General features: G+C 58.5%; 16 protein-coding genes and 1 pseudogene. 11 read left to right on the top strand and 6 right to left on the bottom strand.

Annotated features, from left to right (window positions below; all coding sequences use genetic code 11):
• From ACIQ0Q_RS06435 to ACIQ0Q_RS06425, 3 genes are all read left to right on the top strand, one after another.
• Positions 1-851: glutamate-1-semialdehyde 2,1-aminomutase (locus ACIQ0Q_RS06435; RefSeq protein WP_395772121.1), on the top strand; the 851-nt coding region annotated here is incomplete at its 5' end.
• Positions 851-1,480, top strand: coding sequence for an HAD-IA family hydrolase (locus ACIQ0Q_RS06430; protein WP_395772120.1), 630 nt, complete (start codon positions 851-853; stop codon positions 1,478-1,480). The genes ACIQ0Q_RS06435 and ACIQ0Q_RS06430, both read left to right, overlap by 1 nt.
• Positions 1,470-2,588 carry a trans-sulfuration enzyme family protein gene (locus ACIQ0Q_RS06425; protein WP_395772119.1) on the top strand — a complete coding sequence of 373 codons (1,119 nt, stop codon included), beginning with the start codon at positions 1,470-1,472 and terminating at the stop codon, positions 2,586-2,588. The genes ACIQ0Q_RS06430 and ACIQ0Q_RS06425 overlap by 11 nt, the downstream gene beginning before the upstream one ends.
• A 4-nt stretch (positions 2,589-2,592) precedes the next feature.
• Here ACIQ0Q_RS06425 and ACIQ0Q_RS06420 read toward each other — a convergent pair whose 3' ends face one another.
• Genes ACIQ0Q_RS06420 through ACIQ0Q_RS06405 form a run of 4 tightly spaced genes read right to left on the bottom strand, consistent with a single transcriptional unit; the run spans position 2,593 to position 5,800 of the window.
• Complete coding sequence (locus ACIQ0Q_RS06420) at positions 2,593-3,012, bottom strand: VOC family protein (RefSeq protein WP_395772118.1); 420 nt, start codon at positions 3,010-3,012, stop codon at positions 2,593-2,595.
• Positions 3,013-3,021: 9 nt separating this feature from the next.
• Complete coding sequence (locus tag ACIQ0Q_RS06415; RefSeq protein WP_395772117.1) at positions 3,022-3,831, bottom strand: SDR family oxidoreductase; 810 nt, start codon at positions 3,829-3,831, stop codon at positions 3,022-3,024.
• 23 nt (positions 3,832-3,854) lie between these two features.
• Positions 3,855-5,213 (bottom strand): UDP-N-acetylmuramate:L-alanyl-gamma-D-glutamyl-meso-diaminopimelate ligase, encoded by a 1,359-nt coding sequence (mpl, locus tag ACIQ0Q_RS06410; protein ID WP_395772116.1) that lies wholly within the window; start codon positions 5,211-5,213, stop codon positions 3,855-3,857.
• A gap of 8 nt (positions 5,214-5,221) precedes the next feature.
• Positions 5,222-5,800: an adenylate kinase gene (locus ACIQ0Q_RS06405; RefSeq protein WP_395772115.1), complete on the bottom strand. Its 579-nt coding sequence runs from the start codon at positions 5,798-5,800 to the stop codon at positions 5,222-5,224.
• A gap of 125 nt (positions 5,801-5,925) precedes the next feature.
• Here ACIQ0Q_RS06405 and ACIQ0Q_RS06400 point away from each other — a divergent pair, with 125 nt between their 5' ends.
• From ACIQ0Q_RS06400 to ACIQ0Q_RS06390, 3 genes are all read left to right on the top strand, one after another.
• The gene (locus tag ACIQ0Q_RS06400; RefSeq protein ID WP_395772114.1) at positions 5,926-7,182 is read left to right on the top strand and encodes a 6-phosphofructokinase; all 1,257 of its coding nucleotides are present in this window, start codon (positions 5,926-5,928) and stop codon (positions 7,180-7,182) included.
• A 103-nt stretch (positions 7,183-7,285) separates the two neighbouring features.
• The gene (locus tag ACIQ0Q_RS06395; protein ID WP_395772113.1) at positions 7,286-9,331 is read left to right on the top strand and encodes a sodium-translocating pyrophosphatase; all 2,046 of its coding nucleotides are present in this window, start codon (positions 7,286-7,288) and stop codon (positions 9,329-9,331) included.
• A gap of 122 nt (positions 9,332-9,453) precedes the next feature.
• The gene (locus ACIQ0Q_RS06390) at positions 9,454-10,065 is read left to right on the top strand and encodes an exopolysaccharide biosynthesis protein (RefSeq protein ID WP_395772112.1); all 612 of its coding nucleotides are present in this window, start codon (positions 9,454-9,456) and stop codon (positions 10,063-10,065) included.
• A gap of 135 nt (positions 10,066-10,200) precedes the next feature.
• On the opposite strand, the gene ACIQ0Q_RS06385 is transcribed toward ACIQ0Q_RS06390, so the two are convergent.
• Positions 10,201-10,446, bottom strand: coding sequence for a YdcH family protein (locus tag ACIQ0Q_RS06385; protein WP_395772111.1), 246 nt, complete (start codon positions 10,444-10,446; stop codon positions 10,201-10,203).
• A gap of 151 nt (positions 10,447-10,597) precedes the next feature.
• Between ACIQ0Q_RS06385 and ppa the strand changes: the two genes are divergently transcribed.
• The 3 genes from ppa (at position 10,598) to ACIQ0Q_RS06370 (ending at position 14,446) form a co-directional block, all read left to right on the top strand.
• Complete coding sequence (gene ppa, locus ACIQ0Q_RS06380) at positions 10,598-11,146, top strand: inorganic diphosphatase (RefSeq protein WP_395772110.1); 549 nt, start codon at positions 10,598-10,600, stop codon at positions 11,144-11,146.
• A gap of 224 nt (positions 11,147-11,370) precedes the next feature.
• Positions 11,371-12,195 (top strand): FkbM family methyltransferase, encoded by an 825-nt coding sequence (locus tag ACIQ0Q_RS06375; RefSeq protein WP_395772109.1) that lies wholly within the window; start codon positions 11,371-11,373, stop codon positions 12,193-12,195.
• A gap of 163 nt (positions 12,196-12,358) precedes the next feature.
• On the top strand, positions 12,359-14,446 hold the full coding sequence (locus ACIQ0Q_RS06370; protein ID WP_395772108.1) for a molybdopterin-dependent oxidoreductase: 2,088 nt from the start codon (positions 12,359-12,361) through the stop codon (positions 14,444-14,446).
• A 156-nt stretch (positions 14,447-14,602) separates the two neighbouring features.
• Here ACIQ0Q_RS06370 and ACIQ0Q_RS06365 read toward each other — a convergent pair whose 3' ends face one another.
• Positions 14,603-15,769 carry a serine hydrolase gene (locus ACIQ0Q_RS06365; protein WP_395772107.1) on the bottom strand — a complete coding sequence of 389 codons (1,167 nt, stop codon included), beginning with the start codon at positions 15,767-15,769 and terminating at the stop codon, positions 14,603-14,605.
• Between the two features lie 140 nt (positions 15,770-15,909).
• Here ACIQ0Q_RS06365 and ACIQ0Q_RS06360 point away from each other — a divergent pair, with 140 nt between their 5' ends.
• Positions 15,910-18,420, top strand: coding sequence for a glycogen/starch/alpha-glucan phosphorylase (locus tag ACIQ0Q_RS06360; RefSeq protein ID WP_395772106.1), 2,511 nt, complete (start codon positions 15,910-15,912; stop codon positions 18,418-18,420).
• Positions 18,413-19,716 (top strand): annotated as a pseudogene (locus tag ACIQ0Q_RS06355) (1,4-alpha-glucan branching enzyme); the annotation flags it as partial. The gene ACIQ0Q_RS06360 and the pseudogene ACIQ0Q_RS06355, both read left to right, overlap by 8 nt.

Raw genomic sequence — 19,716 nt, 5'->3', positions numbered from 1 at the left:
GCGATTCCTTTCTGGTGAAGGCCGGCTCGGGCATGCTGACGCTGGGCGTACCGAATTCGCCGGGAGTCCCGAAATCCCTGGCCGATCTGACCCTGACTTTGAGCTATAACGATTTCGAGGGCGCGACACGCCTGTTCGCCGAACTCGGCGACGATATCGCCGGCGTCATCGTCGAGCCGATCGTGGGCAATGCCAATTGCATCCTGCCGGCCGAAGGCTATCTGCAGCACCTGCGCGATTTGTGCACGCAGTACGGCAGCCTGTTGATTTTCGATGAAGTAATGACCGGCTTTCGGGTCGCGCTCGGCGGCGCTCAGGCGCTGTACGGTATTACCCCGGACCTCACCACCTTCGGCAAGATCATCGGTGGCGGCATGCCGGTCGGCGCCTACGGCGGACGCCGTGATCTGCTGAGCCAAATCGCACCGAGCGGTCCAATCTACCAGGCCGGTACGCTCAGCGGCAATCCAGTAGCGATGGCGGCCGGTCTGGCCACATTGAAACTGATTCAGGAACCCGGATTCTACGAGGGAATTGCCGAAAACACCCGACGACTGCGCGACGGACTCGAGGCCGCCGCCGCCGAGTTCGGCATTGCGTTCACCACCACCGGTGTCTGCGCCATGTTCGGTCTGTATTTCTGCGAAGGACCAATCAACGGTTATGCCGATGCCATGCGTTCCGACAGCAGCCGTTTCAACCGTTTCTTCCATGGCATGCTGGAACGGGGCGTGTACTTCGCGCCATCGGCATTTGAAGCGGGCTTCCTGTCTTCCAAGCACGGCGATGCCGAAATAGAACAGACCCTGTCCGCAGCGCGCACCGTTTTCGCCGAAATCGCCGCTGCCTGATGCCGCCGAAACTGCTGCTACTCGATCTCGACGAGGTATTGGCGGACTACAGCCAGGAGCGGCGATGCCGCGCTCTTGCCGAAACTGCGGGTGTCGATACTGCCATGATTGAGCGCGCCGTGTTCGACAGCGGTCTGGAGAATCGTTCCGACCGCGGCGAATTCGGGCTCGATGATTACATGGACCGTCTGCGCAGCGAATGGGGCCTGGATATTCCCAGCGCGGATTTCATCGCCGCCCGACGCGCAGGCACGCGCGTGCGCCAACCCCTGCTCGATATCTGTGAACGCCTGGCGGGACAGGTGCAATTCGGTATCTTCAGCAATAACGGGCATTGGCTGGCACAACATGCCGAACGCATCGTGCCGGAACTGATGCCGCTGTTCCGCACGCGCTTTATCTGCTCTGGTAGTCTGGGCCTATGCAAGCCCGATCCGGAAGCCTTTCTGCTGTGCCTGCAGCGTCTGGGTTTTTCGCCAGCCTCGACCCTGTTCGTGGATGACAAAGCGGGCAATGTGGATGGTGCCCGGCAGGCCGGACTGGACGCCTTCGTGTATCAGGACGACAATCACTTCCAACAGGAACTGGCCAACCGTGGCCTGAGCACCGGAGAAACCCATGCGCTTTGAAACCCTTGCCATCCATGCCGGTGCCGAAGCCGATGCCGAAACCGGTGCGGTCGCCCCGCCGCTGCACATGAGCACGACCTTTCAGCATGGCCCCGCCGGCGAACGCCGGGCCGGTTATGAATACCAGCGCGAGGCCAATCCAACCCAGGACCGCCTGGAAACCTGTCTGGCGGCACTGGAAGGTGGCGAGCGTGCTTTGGTTTATGCCTCGGGCATGGCGGCCATGCAGGGCTATCTGGAGTGTTTGGCCAACGGGGCGCATGTGCTGATTCCTAATGACTGTTACACCGGTCTACGCACGCTCTTCAACGAATTCCTGCCGCAACGGGCAATCACGGCCACCGCTTTGGACATGTCGGACCTGTCTGCAGTGCGTGCGGCGCTGCGCCCGGAAACGGCGCTGATCTGGGCGGAAACCCCCTCCAATCCTTTGCTGGCCATCGCCGACATCGCGGCTTTGGCCGAAATCGCACACGCCCACGGCGCGCGCCTGGTCTGCGACAACACTTTTGCAACGCCGGCGCTTCAGCAGCCGCTGGCACTCGGCGCCGATGCGGTGATGCATTCCACCACCAAATACCTCGGCGGCCACAGCGATGTGATGGGCGGCGCACTGGTGTTCGCACAGGCCGATTCAGTCTATGAACAGGCCGCGCATCGCCGCCATATCACCGGCAGCATCGCCTCGCCGTTCAACAGCTGGATGATCCTTCGCGGGGCGCGTTCACTGCCGGCACGCATGGCTTGGCATTGCAGCAATGCCCAGCGTGTTGCCGATTTTCTGGCCGCACAGCCGGGCGTATCGGCGGTGCATTATCCGGGACTATCCAGCCACCGCGGCCATGATGTCGCTGCCCGGCAGATGCGTGATTTCGGCGGCATGCTTTCGGTGCAGTTCGAAGGCGGCCGCGATGCCGCTTTGCGTTTTGCCTCGCGCGTACGAATCTTCACCAACGCCACCTCGCTCGGCGGCGTTGAATCCCTAATCGAACACCGTGCCTCGATCGAAGGACCGCATCTGGTCTCGGCGGACAACCTGGTCCGCATCTCGGTCGGTCTGGAGCATCCGGACGATCTGATTGACGATCTCAAACAGGCCCTGCTCTGACCGATTACCAGCTGCCGGAATTCGGCATCGATGCCCAGGGCTCCTGCGGCGGAAGATGGCCTTCCTGCAGCAGCTCGATGGAAATCAGGTCCGGCGAGCGTACGAACGCCATGTGTCCGTCGCGCGGCGGCCGGTTGATGGTGTAGCCCATCGCCTGCAATCGCGCGCAAACCGCGTAAAGATCATCGACCCGGAAGGCCAGATGGCCGAAATTGCGGGAGCTGCCGTACTCGGGTTCTGGATCCCAGTTATGGGTCAGCTCGATTTCGGCTGTTGGCGTTTCATCGGCGGAAAGGAACACGAGCGTGAAACGGCCGGCACTGTTTTCCATGCGCCGGACTTCCTTCAGCCCCAGACCTTCACAGTAAAAACGTAGTGAAGCGTCCAAATCTCGGACACGGACCATGGTGTGCAGGTACTTCATGGCAATCCCTTACAGAAAAAAATCGGGAAGCAGCGGCGTTCCCGGAACTACGGCGTACTGCTCGAAATCCGTAACTCCGTTTTCGCGCAACAGGTCTTCATCAATATAGAACTGGCCGGTGGCGGCACTGAACTTCTGAAGCAAAATAGCAATGGCCGCATCAGCAACGATTTCAGCGTTGCGGGCGGCGTTGGTATCCACACCGGGAATCATGTTGATGGCATCGGTGGCGATGACCGTCTTTGGCCATAGGGCATTGACAGCAACACGTCCCTTGAATTCTTCGGCCAAACCAAGGGTGACGAAGCTCATGCCCATTTTTGCCAAGGTGTAGCCAGTAAATGAACCCCACCATTTCGGATCGAGATTCGGCGGCGGCGCCAAGGTCAGAATATGTGGGTTTTCGGACTTCAGCAGATACGGCAGCGCCTTTTGCGCGCACAGAAACGTACCGCGCGAATTCACCTGGCTCATCAAATCGAAGCGTTTCATGGGTGTATCCAGAATTCCGCGCAACCAGATGGCGCTGGCATTGTTGACCAGCACATCAATGCCGCCGAAATGTTCCGCCGCCTGCGCCATGGCCGCTTCGACATTGGCCTCGTCGCGGATATCGCATTGGATGGCAAGCGCCTTGCCACCGGCTGCTTCCACCTCGGCGGCGGCAGTGAAGATGGTTCCCGGCAACTTCGGGTTGACTACCGCCGATTTGGCGGCAACCACCACATTGGCACCGAGACTGCCGGCTTTTCTGGCGATGGCCAGACCGATGCCGCGCGAGGCGCCGGTGATGAAAAGGGTTTTTTCCTGTAAGGACATGGTGACTCCGGAATGGCGGAATATCAGGATTGCAGGGCTTTCAGACAGCGACGTGGCGCGTCTTCGAAACCACCGTTGGACATGAATACGACATGGTCGCCGCGACGCACCATCGCCTTGAGCGTATTGATCAAAGCATCGACGCTGGTGACCTTATGGCCCTCGCCCCGGAGTGCGGATACGACCGGCTCGGCATCCCAGGGCAGTTCCGGCCGGTGCAGGAAGACCACGGCATCGGCATCGGCCAAGGACGGTGCGATGTGTGCCGAATGCGCGCCGAGACGCATCGAATTCGAACGCGGCTCCATGGCCACCACGATACGCGCATCACCCACCCTCGCACGCAAACCGGCTAGGGTGGTCGCGATGGCGGTCGGGTGATGGGCGAAGTCGTCATACACCGTGACCTCGGCGGCGACACCGATCACTTCCATGCGGCGTTTGACGCTGACGAAATCCGGCAACGCCGGGATGATATCCGCAGCAGCGACGCCGACCGCATGACAGGCCGCGAAGGCGGCAAGTGCGTTCATCACGTTGTGACGGCCGAGCAGATTCCAACGCACGGTACCGAGCGCCAGACCGAGATGTTTCATGATGAATTCGGAACCGTCGGCTTGCACCAGCTCGGCCTGCCATTCGGCCTCGGCATCGATGGCGAAGCGCTCGACCGGCGTCCAGCAGCCCATGGCCAGCACTTCGGCCAATGCGGCATCTTCGCCGTTGACGATCAGGCGGCCATCGCTCGGCACGATGCGGACCAGATGGTGGAACTGGCGCTGGATGGCAGCCAGATCCGGGAATATGTCGGCGTGATCAAATTCCAGATTATTGAGGATCGCCACACGCGGTCCGTAGTGCACGAACTTGGAACGTTTGTCGAAGAATGCAGTGTCGTACTCATCGGCCTCCACGACGAATTCACGGCTGCCGCCGATGCGCGCGGACACCCCGAAATTCTCCGGCACACCGCCGACCAAAAATCCCGGATCACGGCCCGCCGCTTCCAGCAGGAACGCCAGAATCGATGTGGTGGTGGTTTTGCCATGGGTTCCGGCTACAGCCAATGTGCGGCGTCCGGGCAGAACATTCTCCGCCAGCCATTGCGCGCCGGAGCGGTAGTTGATCTGTCGATTGAGCACATGCTCGACTGCCGGATTGCCCCGCGACAGGGCGTTGCCGATGACCACGCAATCGGTATCGGCGGCGATATCAGCGGGAGCGTATCCGGAATGCAGACCGATGCCGAGCTGTTCCAGCTGGATCGACATCGGCGGATAGACATTGGCGTCCGAACCCTGCACGCGGTGGCCGAGTTCGCGCGCCAAAGCCGCCACGCCGCCCATGAAGGTGCCGCAGATGCCCAGGATATGCAGATTCATGGCGGGCTTCAGCCGACTTCCGGCGTTCCGGCCAAAGCCTCGGTGATGCGGGTGAACACCTCATCGAGCGTACCGACACCGTTCAGATGTGCGAGCGTGCCGAGGCTGCGGTAGTAATCGACCACCGGCGCGGTCTGGCTTTCATAAACACCCAGGCGCTTGCGTACCGATTCCGGACTGTCATCAGCGCGGCCTTCGGCCATGGCCCGGCCTGCCAAGCGGTCGACCAGCAATTCGGTATCCACGTCGAGCTGGACGGCGATATCGATTGGTTGACCGAGTTTCTTGAGAAGTTCCGCCAGGGCGTTGGCCTGGGCCAGATTGCGCGGGTAGCCGTCGAGGATGAAGCCATTGCCGGTATCGGGCTTGAGCAGTCGCTCTTCCAGCATTCCGAGCACCACGTCATCGGAAACCAAACCGCCGGCCTCCATCACTTCCTTGGCCTGCAGTCCGAGCGGGGTTCCAGTAGCCACGGCGGCACGCAGCAATTCGCCGGTGGAAATGTGCGGAACATTGAGGTATTCCTTCAACCGCGCCGCTTGGGTGCCTTTGCCCGAACCGGGGGCGCCGAGAAGAACCAATCGCATAAAACCTCAGAAAGTCGTTGAAATGATGGTCGGGCGCCAATCCAAGAACCGGCTGCCACGGCGAAAATTTGCCATAATGACACCCTAACCGTTGCCGTCTGTTTCGTCAATTTTAAAGGATGTTTATGTCGAAAGGCAGATTACTTTACGCCCAGTCCGGCGGTGTTACCGCCGTCATCAACGCCAGCGCCAGCGCTGTCCTGGCCCAGGCCCGCGCGCGCAGAATTCCGGTGTATGCGGGCAAGAACGGTATTCTGGGCATCCTGCGCGAACAGATGTTCGACACATCCGTGCTGACCTCCAGTGAAATCAAAGCGTTGGCGCATACGCCTGGAGGCGCTTTCGGTTCCTGCCGATACAAGCTGAAATCACTTGAGCAGGATGCCGCCCAGTATCAACGCCTGTTGGATGTTTTCAAGGCGCATGACATCCGTTTCTTCCTCTACAACGGTGGCAACGATTCGGCCGATACCGCCCTTAAAATTTCGCAGTTGGCCCAGCAATCGGGCTATGCACTGACCTGCGTGGCGGTTCCGAAAACGGTCGACAACGATTTGGTCATAACCGATTGCTGTCCGGGCTTCGGTTCGGCAGCCCGCTACACTGCGGTATCCGTGCTGGAAGCGGCCATCGACGTGGAAGCCATGGCCGAGACTTCGACCAAGGTCTTCGTCTATGAAGTCATGGGCCGCCATGCCGGATGGCTGGCCGCCGCCGCCGGACTGGCCGGCGAGACCGCCAAAGACGCGCCGCACATCATCCTGTTCCCCGAGCGGATTTTCGACCGTGCGGTATTTCTCGCCAAAGTCAAAGAAACCGTGGCCAGTATCGGCTATTGCGTAGTGGTGGTTTCCGAGGGCGTGAAAACACCGGACGGAAAATTCCTGGCCCAGGCCGAGGGCAGCGTGGACGCCTTCGGCCACAGCCAGCTCGGCGGCGCAGCACCCATGCTGGCGGGCATGGTCAAGGATGCACTCGGCATGAAAGTGCATTGGACCGTACCGGACTATCTGCAACGCTCGGCACGCCATCTGGCTTCGCAGGTCGATCTCGACCAGGCCATGGCGGTCGGCAAGGCCGCCGTCGAGCTGGCCCTGTCCGGCAATAACGGCGTAATGCCGGCCATCATCCGAACCGCCGATGCTCCATACCGCTGGCACATCGATCCGGTGCCGCTGAGCCGAATCGCCAATGTCGAGAAGAAAATGCCGGATGCCTTCATCCGCAAGGACGGCTTCGGCATCACCGCCGCCTGCCGCCGCTATCTCGCGCCCCTGATACAGGGCCAGGCCGCGGTGCCGCTTGGCAAGAACGGCCTCCCAGTGCACTTCAAACCCAAACTGCCTTTGGTAAAGAAAAAACTGAAGGCCTGGGTAAAATAGGCGCCCCTTAATCATTCAGCCCTAGTTAAGTTTCCTGGGCTCTGGCATACTCTTGGGGCGGCGGCACAGACCGCCCGATCCTTCATGAATTAGGGAGTATGGAATGTTAGCGCAATACGGATTGGAACTGGCTCTGGCCTGTGCGGCCTTAGCGATCATATACGGGCTTTATACCACCGGCTGGATCCTGAAGCAGGATGCCGGCAACGATAAAATGCAGGCCATTGCAGCCGCCGTGCAGGAAGGTGCCGGCGCCTACCTTCGACGCCAGTACCGCACTATCGCCATCGTCGGCATCGTATTGTTTGCAGTGATTGGCTTTGTGCCTGCGCTGGGATGGCAGACCGCTATCGGCTTCGCCATCGGCGCCATACTGTCCGGCCTAGCCGGATTCATCGGGATGTTCGTTTCCGTGCGCGCCAATGTGCGCACCGCCCAAGCTGCCACCCGCAGTCTGAACGATGCCCTCAACGTCAGCTTCAAAGGTGGCGCCATCACCGGTATGCTGGTGGTCGGTCTCGGCCTGCTGGGCGTGGCCGGTTACTTTCTGCTGATTAAATCCGGCGGCGAACAGACCGCCGAAACCGTCAAGGCCGCGATGCAGCCGATGATCGGTCTGGCCTTCGGGAGTTCGCTGATCTCCATCTTTGCCCGACTCGGCGGAGGTATTTTCACCAAGGGTGCCGATGTCGGTGCCGACCTGGTCGGCAAGGTCGAGGCCGGAATCCCGGAAGATGACCCGCGCAACCCAGCCGTCATTGCCGATAACGTCGGCGATAACGTCGGTGACTGCGCCGGTATGGCTGCCGATCTGTTCGAAACCTACGCGGTCACCATCATCGCCGCCATGCTGATCGCCGGCATTTCCTTCGCGACCTATGGCTGGAACGGCGTGATGTATCCACTGGTGCTGGGTGCCGTCTCCATCATCGCATCCATCGTCGGCACCTTCTTCGTGAAGACTCGCGACGGCGGCAAGATCATGAATGCCTTGTACCGCGGTCTGGGCGTCTCCGGACTGCTGGCCGCGGTCGCATTCTATTTCGTGACGGATTCCATGTTCAGTCTGGAGCACTCCAATGGTATTTTCTGGTGCGCTCTGATCGGACTGGGCCTGACTGCAGCTCTGGTCGTCATCACCGAGTACTACACCGCGACCGAATTCGCACCGGTACAAGATGTGGCGAAAGCCTCCGAAACCGGTCATGGCACCAATGTCATCGCCGGTCTTGCAGTGTCAATGAAATCGACCGCCGCGCCCGTGCTCGCCGTTGCCGCCTCGATCTATGGTTGCTATCACCTCGCCGGCCTTTACGGTGTGGCCGTTGCCGCGACCGCCATGCTGTCGATGGCCGGTATGATCGTAGCCCTGGATGCCTATGGCCCGATTACCGACAATGCCGGCGGTATCGCCGAAATGTCGGGCATGGATAAGGAAATCCGGATCACCACCGATGCCCTCGACGCTGTCGGCAATACCACCAAGGCCGTCACCAAAGGCTATGCCATCGGTTCTGCCGGTCTGGCCGCACTGGTACTGTTCGCCGATTACTCGTACAAATTAGCCGAACGCGGCGAAGGCTTCGCGCCGGTCAACTTCTCCATCGACAACCCCCAGGTGGTTATCGGCCTGCTGATCGGCGGCATGATTCCCTATCTGTTCGGCGCCATGGCCATGCAGGCCGTAGGCCGCGCTGCCGGTGCGGTAGTCGAGGAAGTGCGTCGTCAGTTCCGCGAGATTCCCGGCATTATGGAAGGCACCGGCAAGCCGCAGTACGACAAAGCCGTCGATCTGTTGACCAAATCCGCCATCCGCGAAATGATCGTGCCCTCGCTGCTGCCGTTGCTGATTCCGGTCGTGGTTGGCCTGACGCTCGGCGCAGACGCCCTTGGCGGCCTGCTGATGGGCACCATCGTGACCGGTCTGTTTGTAGCCATCTCGATGTGCACCGGCGGCGGTGCCTGGGATAACGCCAAGAAGTACATCGAAGAAGGCCATCACGGCGGCAAAGGTTCCGAAGCCCACAAGGCGGCGGTCACCGGTGACACCGTAGGCGACCCCTACAAGGACACCGCCGGTCCGGCCATCAACCCGCTGATCAAGATCATCAACATCGTGGCTCTGCTGCTGATTCCGTTCCTGGCCTGATCACGCATGGTTTTCCATGAAAAACCCCGCTTCGGCGGGGTTTTTCATGCGCCTACCACACGGCGGCCGGCACGATGCGCGATAATGCCGGTATGAATGCCGAAACTGCTTGCCACGATACCGTGACGAAACCCCTTTTAGACACCCTTCTGGACAAACTGGAGCAACAAAGAGGCCGGGAAATCCATGCCGGTGAATTGCTCGAGACCATGGGTCACCGTGGCTTCGGGTTCGCCTATGTCTTGTTTGGCATACTGGCCGCTGCCCTGCCGACCGGACTGTGCTCGCTGATGGCGTTGCCGATTCTGTTGTTTGCTTTGCAACAGCTGTTCGGCAGTACGCGTCCGAGTCTGCCGGCACGTTTCGATAACAAACGCTATTCCGCCGATGCCCTGCACGCCGGCATTCAACGGCGACGTAACTGGCTGGTGCAGCTTGAACGCTTTGCCAAACCGCGCTGGAAGATAATGACCCACGATATCATTTATCGGCTTGCAGCCCTGTGTTGTCTGGTGCTGGCTTTGGTCATCCTGGTTCCCGGACCGTTCACCAATATTCCGCCCGGAGTTGCCATTGCCTTGTTCGGTTTCGCCATGGCCGAACGCGACGGACTGCTGATGCTGATTTCATTTGTCGCCGGCATTATCGGTTTCATCATCGGCCTGTCTGCAGTCATCGCGACTGTCCTGCTGATCGGTAGCTGGATTGCGCAAAGCGGCGGATTACTCGGATAGCCCCTGCATCCGGCTGACTTGATTATTTCTCTGGCAGCAAAACGAACCAGTTGCGCTCCGTCCGAACCAGCCCGGACATGAGCGTGTGAAAGCGCCAGTGGACGCCTTTTCCTTCTCAACTGCCGGAGATGCAACTCAGGCAGCTTTGGCCATCTGATAGAGCTCGTCCTTCAGTTTCAGGCGTTTTTGCTTCAGTTCATGCAGGGTTTCATCATTTAGCGGCTCGATTTTTTCCTCATCGCGGATGATGCGCTGGTCGATGGCGTCATGCTCGGCAAGCAGGCGAGCGAAATGCTGGTTGCTGGCCTTGAGCGCATGGATTTTTTCGCTGAGTTCAGGAAATTCGGTGGCAAGGGAGTGCGAAAGCATGGACGTTTGCATGAAAAACTCCTTGTTGTAGATACTGCTGGAGGCAGTTTACCGCATATTCGGGCGTGAGCCTTGATTGAGATCATGCCACGCCTGTTATGTTGAGTGAATATTCAGTCTAGACGCGGTATCATGCTCGCCTTGCAATCATAAGGAGTAAGCCATGGGCCTGGACCTGGTACAGACCGGCAAAGACGTTCCGAATGAAGTGAACGTCATCATCGAAATTCCGAAAGACGCCGAGCCGGTGAAATACGAAGTGGATAAGACTACTGGCGCCATCTTCGTCGACCGCATCCTGTCGACGCCGATGCGCTACCCCTGTAATTACGGTTACATCCCGCACACGCTGTGCGGCGATGGCGATCCGGCCGATGTGCTGGTCATTCTACCGCTGCCGCTGGTGCCGGGCTCGGTCATCCGCTGCCGACCGGTCGGCGTCCTGCGCATGAAGGACGAAGCCGGGTCCGACGAGAAACTAGTGGCGGTTCCAATCGACAAGGTATTCGACGGCTACTCGCACATCAATGACATCGGCCAGGTGTCCCAGCACTGGCTCGACCGCATCGGCCATTTTTTTGAGCATTACAAGGATCTTGAAAAAGACAAATGGGTCAAGCTCGACGGTTGGGGCGGCGCTGAGGAGGCCAAACGCATCATCCGTGAGTCGGTGACCCGCTTCGAGGACGCACCAGAAAAACCGAATTTCTGAGCATGAAAAAACCGCCGGAAGGCGGTTTTTTAATGGCGGGTCTTGCTAGAATCGGGCAGATATGTTGGCCAGCTGTGAACCAGCATTTCCGACCAAGGAAACCTAATTCATCCACGCTCCTAAAGATCACTCATGCTTCGCCAAACCAGTTTCAAATTGATCTAATTGCATAAAATTTACTGCTAGCATCAAATAAATAGCGCAGCTTATACTGGAATTAAATAATGAAAATGCTAACAAAAATTAGTCGAATTGCCAAAAATATATATTTTGAGCTTTACTCATTTTCACGAAATCTATTGCTAATTAAAAATCGCAAAACAGATCAGAGGCGCAGATTAGACAGCTCAGTTTTAAACTGCGTTGTTTCATATAACAAATATGGTGGATACTGCATTCCAAAATCATCTTGCCATCGACCTGCGGCACGAGCAGTACTCAAAAAAAGAATCTGGGAGCCAAATACAATTCAGTATGTCATTGACAATTGTGGAGAAGGTGATGTTATTCACGCGGGTACATTTTTTGGTGATTTTCTGCCCGCATTTTCTCAGGCCATTGATTCAAGAGCCACAGTATGGGCATTCGAACCTAACATTGAAAGCTTCCGCTGTGCCGAAATAACCATCAATCTGAACGATATACAAAACGTTGAGCTTAGAAACACAGGGCTTGGTGAAAAATCTGATTTCTTGAGACTAGCAACCAAGGACGTTAACGGCGTGTCTCTTGGAGGCTCTAGTAGAATCTTGAATCATCAACCAACAAATGCCTCTGGAACAGAGGTAGTTCAAATCGTTACGATTGATGACACTGTTGAGCAAAATCGTCATGTTTCGATTATTCAGCTGGATGTTGAAGGGTATGAAAAACAAGCCCTAGCCGGTGCAATTCAAACCATCAATCGATGTAGGCCTATTATTATTCTTGAGATATTACCCGACAGCAACTTGCTTGACAGTGATTGGTTTAAGGACAACATTCTCGCACTTGGATATAGAAAAACAGGCGAAGTCCACAATAATTCAATTTTCCGTTGCAACACATAATGCAGTAAACGAATTAATTTTTCGTTCAAGTGAAATGCTTAATTTTTAATACTAGGGTAGATATTATCGCTTGAAACTATCAACTCCACTTATCAAGCATCTTCTGCACGCACCATCCTCAACCTGCTAATCTTGGACTTTCTCGTGTAGCGAGTACCGCACCATGGCCCGCCAATCCAAATTCCGCGCCTGTCCCCTGTGCGAAGCCATCTGCGGCCTCGAGCTGCAGTACGAAGACGGCCGGCTTGCGGCCATTCGCGGTGACGACGCTGATCCGTTCAGCCGCGGTCACATCTGCCCGAAGGGCAACGCCATCCTCGATCTGGAAAACGATCCCGACCGCCTGCGCCGTCCGATGCGGCGCGAGAACGGACAATGGCATGAAATCAGCTGGGACGAGGCCTTCGCATTTGCGGGGGAACGTCTGGCCGCTATCCAGGCCGAACACGGTGCTGCCGCGATCGGCACCTATCTCGGCAATCCGAACGTGCACCATTTCGGACACATCGCTTATTTGCCATCCCTGCTCAAACTGATCCGCAGCCCGAATGTATTCAGCGCATCCTCGGTCGACCAATGGCCGCATCAGCTGGTCAACGCGCAGATGTACGGCCATCAATTTCTGCTGCCGATTCCAGATATCGACCAAACTGATTATTTCCTGATGCTGGGCGCCAATCCAATCGCCTCCAACGGTAGCCTGATGACAGTGCCTGACGTGCGCACACGCATCAAGGCACTGACCGCGCGCGGTAAACTAGTGGTCATCGATCCGCGCCACACTGAAACCGCAGATCTGGCCAGCGAACATCATTTCATCACTCCCGCCGCCGACGTCTATTTTCTGATTGCATTCCTGCAGGCGTTGCAGGCGCACGGGACGCCTCGCTTGGCGGCCTACTCCGGTCAATTGCAGGGCTTCGAGGCCGCAATGGCAGCCATCGGTGCCTTCAACGTGCCCGAAGTCCAAGCACGGACCGGCATTCCGGCCGAAACCATCACCCGCATGGCGTCCGAGTTCTACCATGCAGAGCGCGCCGTCGCTTATGGCCGCATGGGCGTCTCAGTGCAGGCTCATGGCAGTCTGTGCCAATGGCTGCTGCAGCTGATCAATCTGTACACCGGCAATCTGGATAAACCCGGTGGTGCTTTGATCAATGACGCAGTGCTGCCGATTACCGGGCCTGGCACCTCACCCGGTGCGCGCGGTCGTTGGCAAAGCCGCGTGCGCAAACTGCCGGAATTCGCCGGCGAGCTGCCGGTCTCGGCCTTATGCGAGGAAATCAGCATATCCGGCCCGGGACAGATCCGCGCACTGATCACCAGCGCCGGGAATCCGGTGCTGTCCACGCCCGATGGCGGCGCATTGGACACGGCACTGTCCGGACTGGATTTCATGCTCAGCATCGATATCTACATCAATGAAAGCACGCGCCATGCCGATCTGATTCTGCCGCCGACATCCTTCCTGACCCAGGACCATTATGATTCGGTATTCAACGCATTTGCCGTACGCCGGGTGGCGCGTTTGAACCGCCCCGTACAGGAGCGTGCACCGGAAGAGCGCGCAGACTGGGAAATCATCAATGGTCTCGGCGCCGCCTTCGCCGCCGCCAGCGGTCGCGAATGGCGGACGCTGCCGCCACCGAAAGCACTCATCGCCGCCGGGCTGGCGCGTGGCAGCTCCGGCCTGAGCATAGCTGAACTGGAGGCCGCCGAACACGGTATCGATTTAGGACCGTTACGTCCTTCACTGCTGGAACGTCTGGAAACAGCAAGCGGATGCATTGAAGCGGCACCGGAATTGTTCATGCAGGCATTAGCCGAGCTGCAATCACAACCCTTACCTGAAATCGATGCGACTTCGCTGATGCTGATTGGCCGTAGGGACATACGCAGCAATAATTCCTGGATGCACAATGCGCCACGCTTAGTGAAAGGCAAGCCGCGTCATCAACTGCTGATGCATGCCGACGATCTGCAAAGCCGCCAACTGGTCGACGGACAGCAAGTGCGCGTTCGATCGAGCACCGGTGAAATCATTGTTGACGTAAAAGCCTGCAACGAACTGATGCACGGCGTTGTGTGCCTGCCGCATGGCTTCGGCCATCAGCGTGCCGGCCTGCAAATGCGCCGAGCGGAAGCCGTGGCCGGACCGAGCTACAACGATCTGACGGATATCGGAGTGCTGGATGGCCCATCCGGAAATGCCGCACTGAATGGCGTGCCGGTCTGGGTGGAATCCCTCTGACTGAAGCAGTTCAGGGGTCATAAACACCAAGCGAAATTGACTTTCTCTGTGTGCCCAATACTTCATTAAAAGAACAAGCAAACACATGTCGCTGCGATTTCGAGAAAGGTATTCTTGTGGTCGCTATCTACTTCCAGCCTGACAGCCACTGCTGTTTCATTGTGGTTCGTTCAGAACCTGCCAGACCGCACGTCCCAATGCTGCCAGAAATGGATAGCCGAGCGTTTCGTATTCATATTTATCGTCATTGAAGATACCATCAGCATTCACATACACATTCGCCGATAACAGACACTCGATATCAGATCGGTCAGCAGTGATGTATTCGACATCGGTGGCGAAACCATAGGCATTACCGACTTTTCCAATCAGATGCAAGCCATCGGGTTTCCGTACCTGGCTATCACCGATCATGAAGAAGCGCGCATAGCCGTCATGGTATTCGCTTTCAGGATATACCGGATCCCTGCTTTCGCGGGGCATCATCGCCATGATCCGGAGAATTTCACTGCGCATCACTTCGGGAATCACCCAGCGCTGGCGCACGGGCACCGATGCCGGATCGATCAATGCCTTCAGCATCTGTTGGGAATCGGCTAAGGTGATGAAGTTGGCTGCGGAAAAGTCATGCGGACCGGTTGCCAGCGTACCGTCATCGTGCAGGAATCCGGAGCCGGTCAGGGCACTGCCGAAAGGAAATCGGCGCACACTTCCGGTGCGCTCCGGAAATTCCGCCAACACCCTTCCACGTTCATCGCGGATCTGCCCGGCGCGCGTGCGGACATTCTCGCGCACCGGCGCGCTCATGCGGCTGATCAACCGGGCCGCCGGGTAACCGAGCGCGGCAAGGCGATCATGACTGGTATCGACGCCGAGAAAATCATACAGCCGGTTGAACGGCGGGTTTTCACTGATGGTAAAGATTCGGGTCAGGCTACGCGCTAGCGGTTCAAACGCAGGCTCCTGTTCCGGCCATTCACCGCCGATGGGCAACTGGGTGAATCCAATCTGCGCATTCAAATCAAACCCGAGGGCGGCCATCCGCTCACAAGCCAGAAGCGCCATCGGCAGTTTGGAGACGCTGCCGGTGCTGAACCAACGCTCGGGCATCAGCTGCCAGCTATGTTTGTACCACTGGCTACCCTGCCGCCGATATTGGCAAAGAATCTGGATACGGTACTCAGGATTGCTGGCCATGGCGGAGAAAGGATTCGGCATGGCGGCGAACACCTGTGCCCAGAATGGATCATTTGCACGGATATGGGTGCTTGCCAGAGCCAAGGGCAGCCCCGCGCCGAATTGCAGTAATGTGCGTCGTTTCATGGACTTATCTTAAGCCAAATGACATGAATACGTTTGCATTTTCCTTGCTCCACAGGGGTATGGATTCTACACTGACTATGGTTTCAATGACGCCGGCGTGGCGTTATTCCCACAATAACGAACAGCCCGCCTGCCAAACTATGAATGACGCCGCATCCCCGCTGGATATCCATACCCGTGACGCTCTGCAAAACGCGGTACTGAACCGTTTCAACCATCTTGTCGCGCAACAGCACGGACCTCTGGATGCGCGTGAAGCGCTCCGTCTGGCGGCAGAAGCCTGCCGTGAAGAACTGGCGATACGTTGGGCGGCTACCCAGAAAGCTGATGCCGTTCGCGGCATACAGGTCGCATGCCGCCGCGTGCATTACCTTTCGATGGAATTCCTGATGGGGCGCGCACTCGGCAATGCCCTGGCAGCACTCGGAATCGAACCCTTGCTCCGCAGCATCATGGCAGAACGCGGCATTGATTGGAGCGAGATCCTGGAAGGTGAAGCCGATGCCGCGTTGGGCAACGGCGGTCTCGGCCGGCTTGCGGCCTGCTTTCTGGATGCCTTTGCCGAACTGGAACTGCCCTCTTTCGGATACGGACTGCGTTACCGCTTCGGCATGTTCAAACAGACCACATCGGACGGCGTGCAGGTGGAAGCTGCGGATGACTGGCTGCGCAATGGCACACTCTGGGATATCGAACGCAGCAGCATTGAATACCGCGTGGGTTTCGGCGGACGGGTGGAGTCCACACACGCCGGTGGCCGGCTGGAAAGCGACCGCAGTGGGGGCCGCCAGTGGGTTCCGTCCGAGCGCGTGCGTGCCCGTGCTTTCGATTTCATCGTGCCGGCGCATCACAGCTCACGGGTGTCCACGCTCCGTCAATGGCAGGCTCTGCCCGAGCAGGCGGTTGATTTCCAGGCGGTTGTGCGCGGGGACTATGCCGCGGCGGCGGAACCGGAATGGCAGGCCGACACCCTGAATTGGGTACTTTACCCCGATGACAGCCACACCGCCGGACGCGAACTGCGGCTTCGCCAGGAAGCTTTCTTGGTCAGCGCCTCGCTGCAGGATCTGTTGCAGCGCCATTTGGCCGAATTCGGTACGCTTGACTCACTTGGGCGTCACAACGCCATCCATCTGAACGATACCCATCCGGCATTGGCGCCGGCTGAACTGATGCGCCTTCTAGTGGACGAGCATGGCATGAAATGGGATGACGCCTGGCGTGTCACCCGCGAGGCGGTGTCATATACCAATCACACCTTGATGCCGGAAGCCTTGGAAACCTGGCCGGTGGCCTTGATGGAATCCCTGCTACCACGGCACCTGGAAATCATCTACGACATCAACTATTGGTTCCTGGCTGATGTGCGGGCACGCTTCCCGGACGACGAGGAACTCGCCAAACGTGTCTCGCTGATCGATGAAAGCGGTATCCGCCATGTGCGCATGGCCTCACTGGCGGTGGTCGCATCGCATCGCGTCAATGGCGTGGCGGCGCTGCATTCGCAGTTGATGGTCGATACCATCTTCGCGGACTACGCCCGCCTGTTCCCGGAACGTTTCCACAATGTCACCAATGGCGTCACCCCGCGCCGTTGGCTGCAGCAGGCGAACCCCGGCCTGTCCACACTACTCGATGCCCGTATCGGCACCGGCTGGCGTCGCGATCTGGACGGACTGAAAGCCCTGCGCGCGCAGGCCGACGATCCGGCACTCGGCCAAAGTCTCGGCCTGATCAAATTCGCCAACAAAACACGGTTGGCAGAACGCATTCTGCACGAAACCGGCATCCGTATCGACTGCCGTTCACTGTTCGATGTGCAGATCAAGCGAATCCATGAATATAAACGCCAGTTGCTGAATCTGCTGCATGTGGTCGCTCGCTACCAGGCCATGCTCGCCAATCCGGCCGGCCCGGACGGTAAGGGCTGGCAGGCACGGACGGTCATCATCGCCGGCAAGGCGGCCTCAGCCTATCACACCGCCAAGCAGATCATCCGTCTGGCGCACGACATCGGCCGCATCATCAACGCCGACGAGCGCCTACAGGGCCGCCTGAAACTGGTGTTTCTGCCCAATTACGGTGTCAGTCTGGCCGAGGCCATCATTCCGGCGGCCGACCTGTCCGAACAGATTTCCACCGCCGGCACCGAAGCCTCGGGAACCGGCAACATGAAGTTCGCATTGAACGGCGCGCTGACCATCGGTACCTGGGATGGCGCCACTATCGAAATGGCGGAAGCCATCGGAGAATCGGACGTGTTCGTTTTCGGCCACCGCGCCGATGGTATCGAAAAACTGCGCGATCTCGGATATCTGCCACTGCAGATCGCCCAGCATAATCCGGCCCTGCATGCAGTGCTCGACGCCATTGGCCGCGGCGTATTCAACCCGGGGGAACCGACACGCTACAAAGCCCTGATCGATGACCTGATCGGACGCGACCGTTACTTCCTACTCGCTGATTTCGCCGACTACGTAGCCGCGCAGCAGCGTGTGGATGCACTCTATGCACAGCCGGAACGATGGCAGGCTGCTGTCGCCCGTAATATTGCCGGCATGGGTAGCTTCTCTGCCGACCGCACCATCCGTGACTATGTGACCCGCGTCTGGTCCCCTGCCAGCCTGGATTCCGGCACGCAGCATGCTTGAGGCGCGCGACGCCGTCGATCTACTTGCGGCGAACCATGCCGACCCCTTCGCCGTACTCGGCCTGCATGCCGCTGCCGATGGCCGGCTCTGGCTGAGATCCCTACTACCGGGCGCGGAACAGGTCAGTGTGATCGATGCGGCCAACGGAAAGACGCTCTGCAATCTCCGGCTACGCCATCCCGAGGGTCTGTTCGAAGGCGCCATTCCGCGACGGCACAAACCGTTTGCATACCGGCTGCGTATCCGCTGGCCGCAGGGCGAAACCGAGCTGGCTGACGCTTATGCATTCGGTCCGCAGCTCGATGACCATGATCTGGAGCAACTCCGGGACGGCAATCACTCCGCAGCCTATGCGGTACTCGGCGCACACCCGCAGCATATCGATGGCATCGACGGTGTGCGTTTCGCAGTATGGGCGCCGAATGCACGCCGGGTCAGCACAATCGGCACATTCAATCTCTGGGATGGCCGCCGGCATCCAATGCGTCTGCGTCATACAGCGGGTGTCTGGGAAATCTTCATTCCGCATGCCGGCATCGGCGATCTGTACAAATTCGAAATCATTGCCGCTGATGGCAGCCTGCTGCCGGCCAAGGCCGATCCCTATGCGCGCGCTGCCGAACTGCGTCCCGGAACCGCCAGTCGGATCGTGTCCTTGCCGGAACCAAAGGCATTGCCGGCAGAACGCATCGCCGCGAATCAGCGCGAAGCTCCGATTAGCGTGTATGAAGTGCATGCCGGATCCTGGCGCAAAGGTGCGGACGGCGAATTCACGCAATGGGATGAACTGGCTGAAACCCTCCCAGCGTATGCGGCATCGCTGGGCTTCACTCATCTACAGCTGATGCCGATCGGTGAACATCCGTTCGACGGCTCCTGGGGCTACCAGAGCCTTGGCCTGTTCGCGCCGAGCGCACGCTTCGGTCCGCCCGAGGGCTTTGGCCGCTTCGTCGCCGCCTGCCATGCACGTGGCCTGGGCATACTGTTGGACTGGGTGCCGGCACACTTTCCGATTGACGCCCATGGTTTGGCGCAGTTCGATGGCTCGGCGCTTTACGAATACGCCGATCCGCGCGAGGGCTGGCATCACGATTGGAACACGGCCATCTACAATTTCGGTCGCAATGAAGTCCGTAATTTCCTGAGCGCTAGTGCCCGCTACTGGATCGAGCGCTGGGGCGTCGATGGTCTGCGTGTCGATGCGGTCGCCTCAATGCTTTACCGCGACTATTCACGCAAGTCCGGCGAGTGGCTGCCGAATGCCTTTGGTGGCCGTGAGAATCTGGAAGCGATATC

Origin of the sequence: Arenimonas sp. (genome assembly GCF_044348765.1) — a bacterium.
In the GTDB taxonomy this organism is placed as follows: Bacteria; Pseudomonadota; Gammaproteobacteria; order Xanthomonadales; family Xanthomonadaceae; genus Arenimonas.
Note: the sequence above shows the minus strand (reverse complement) of the source record. Positions and strands in the feature narration are given on the sequence as shown.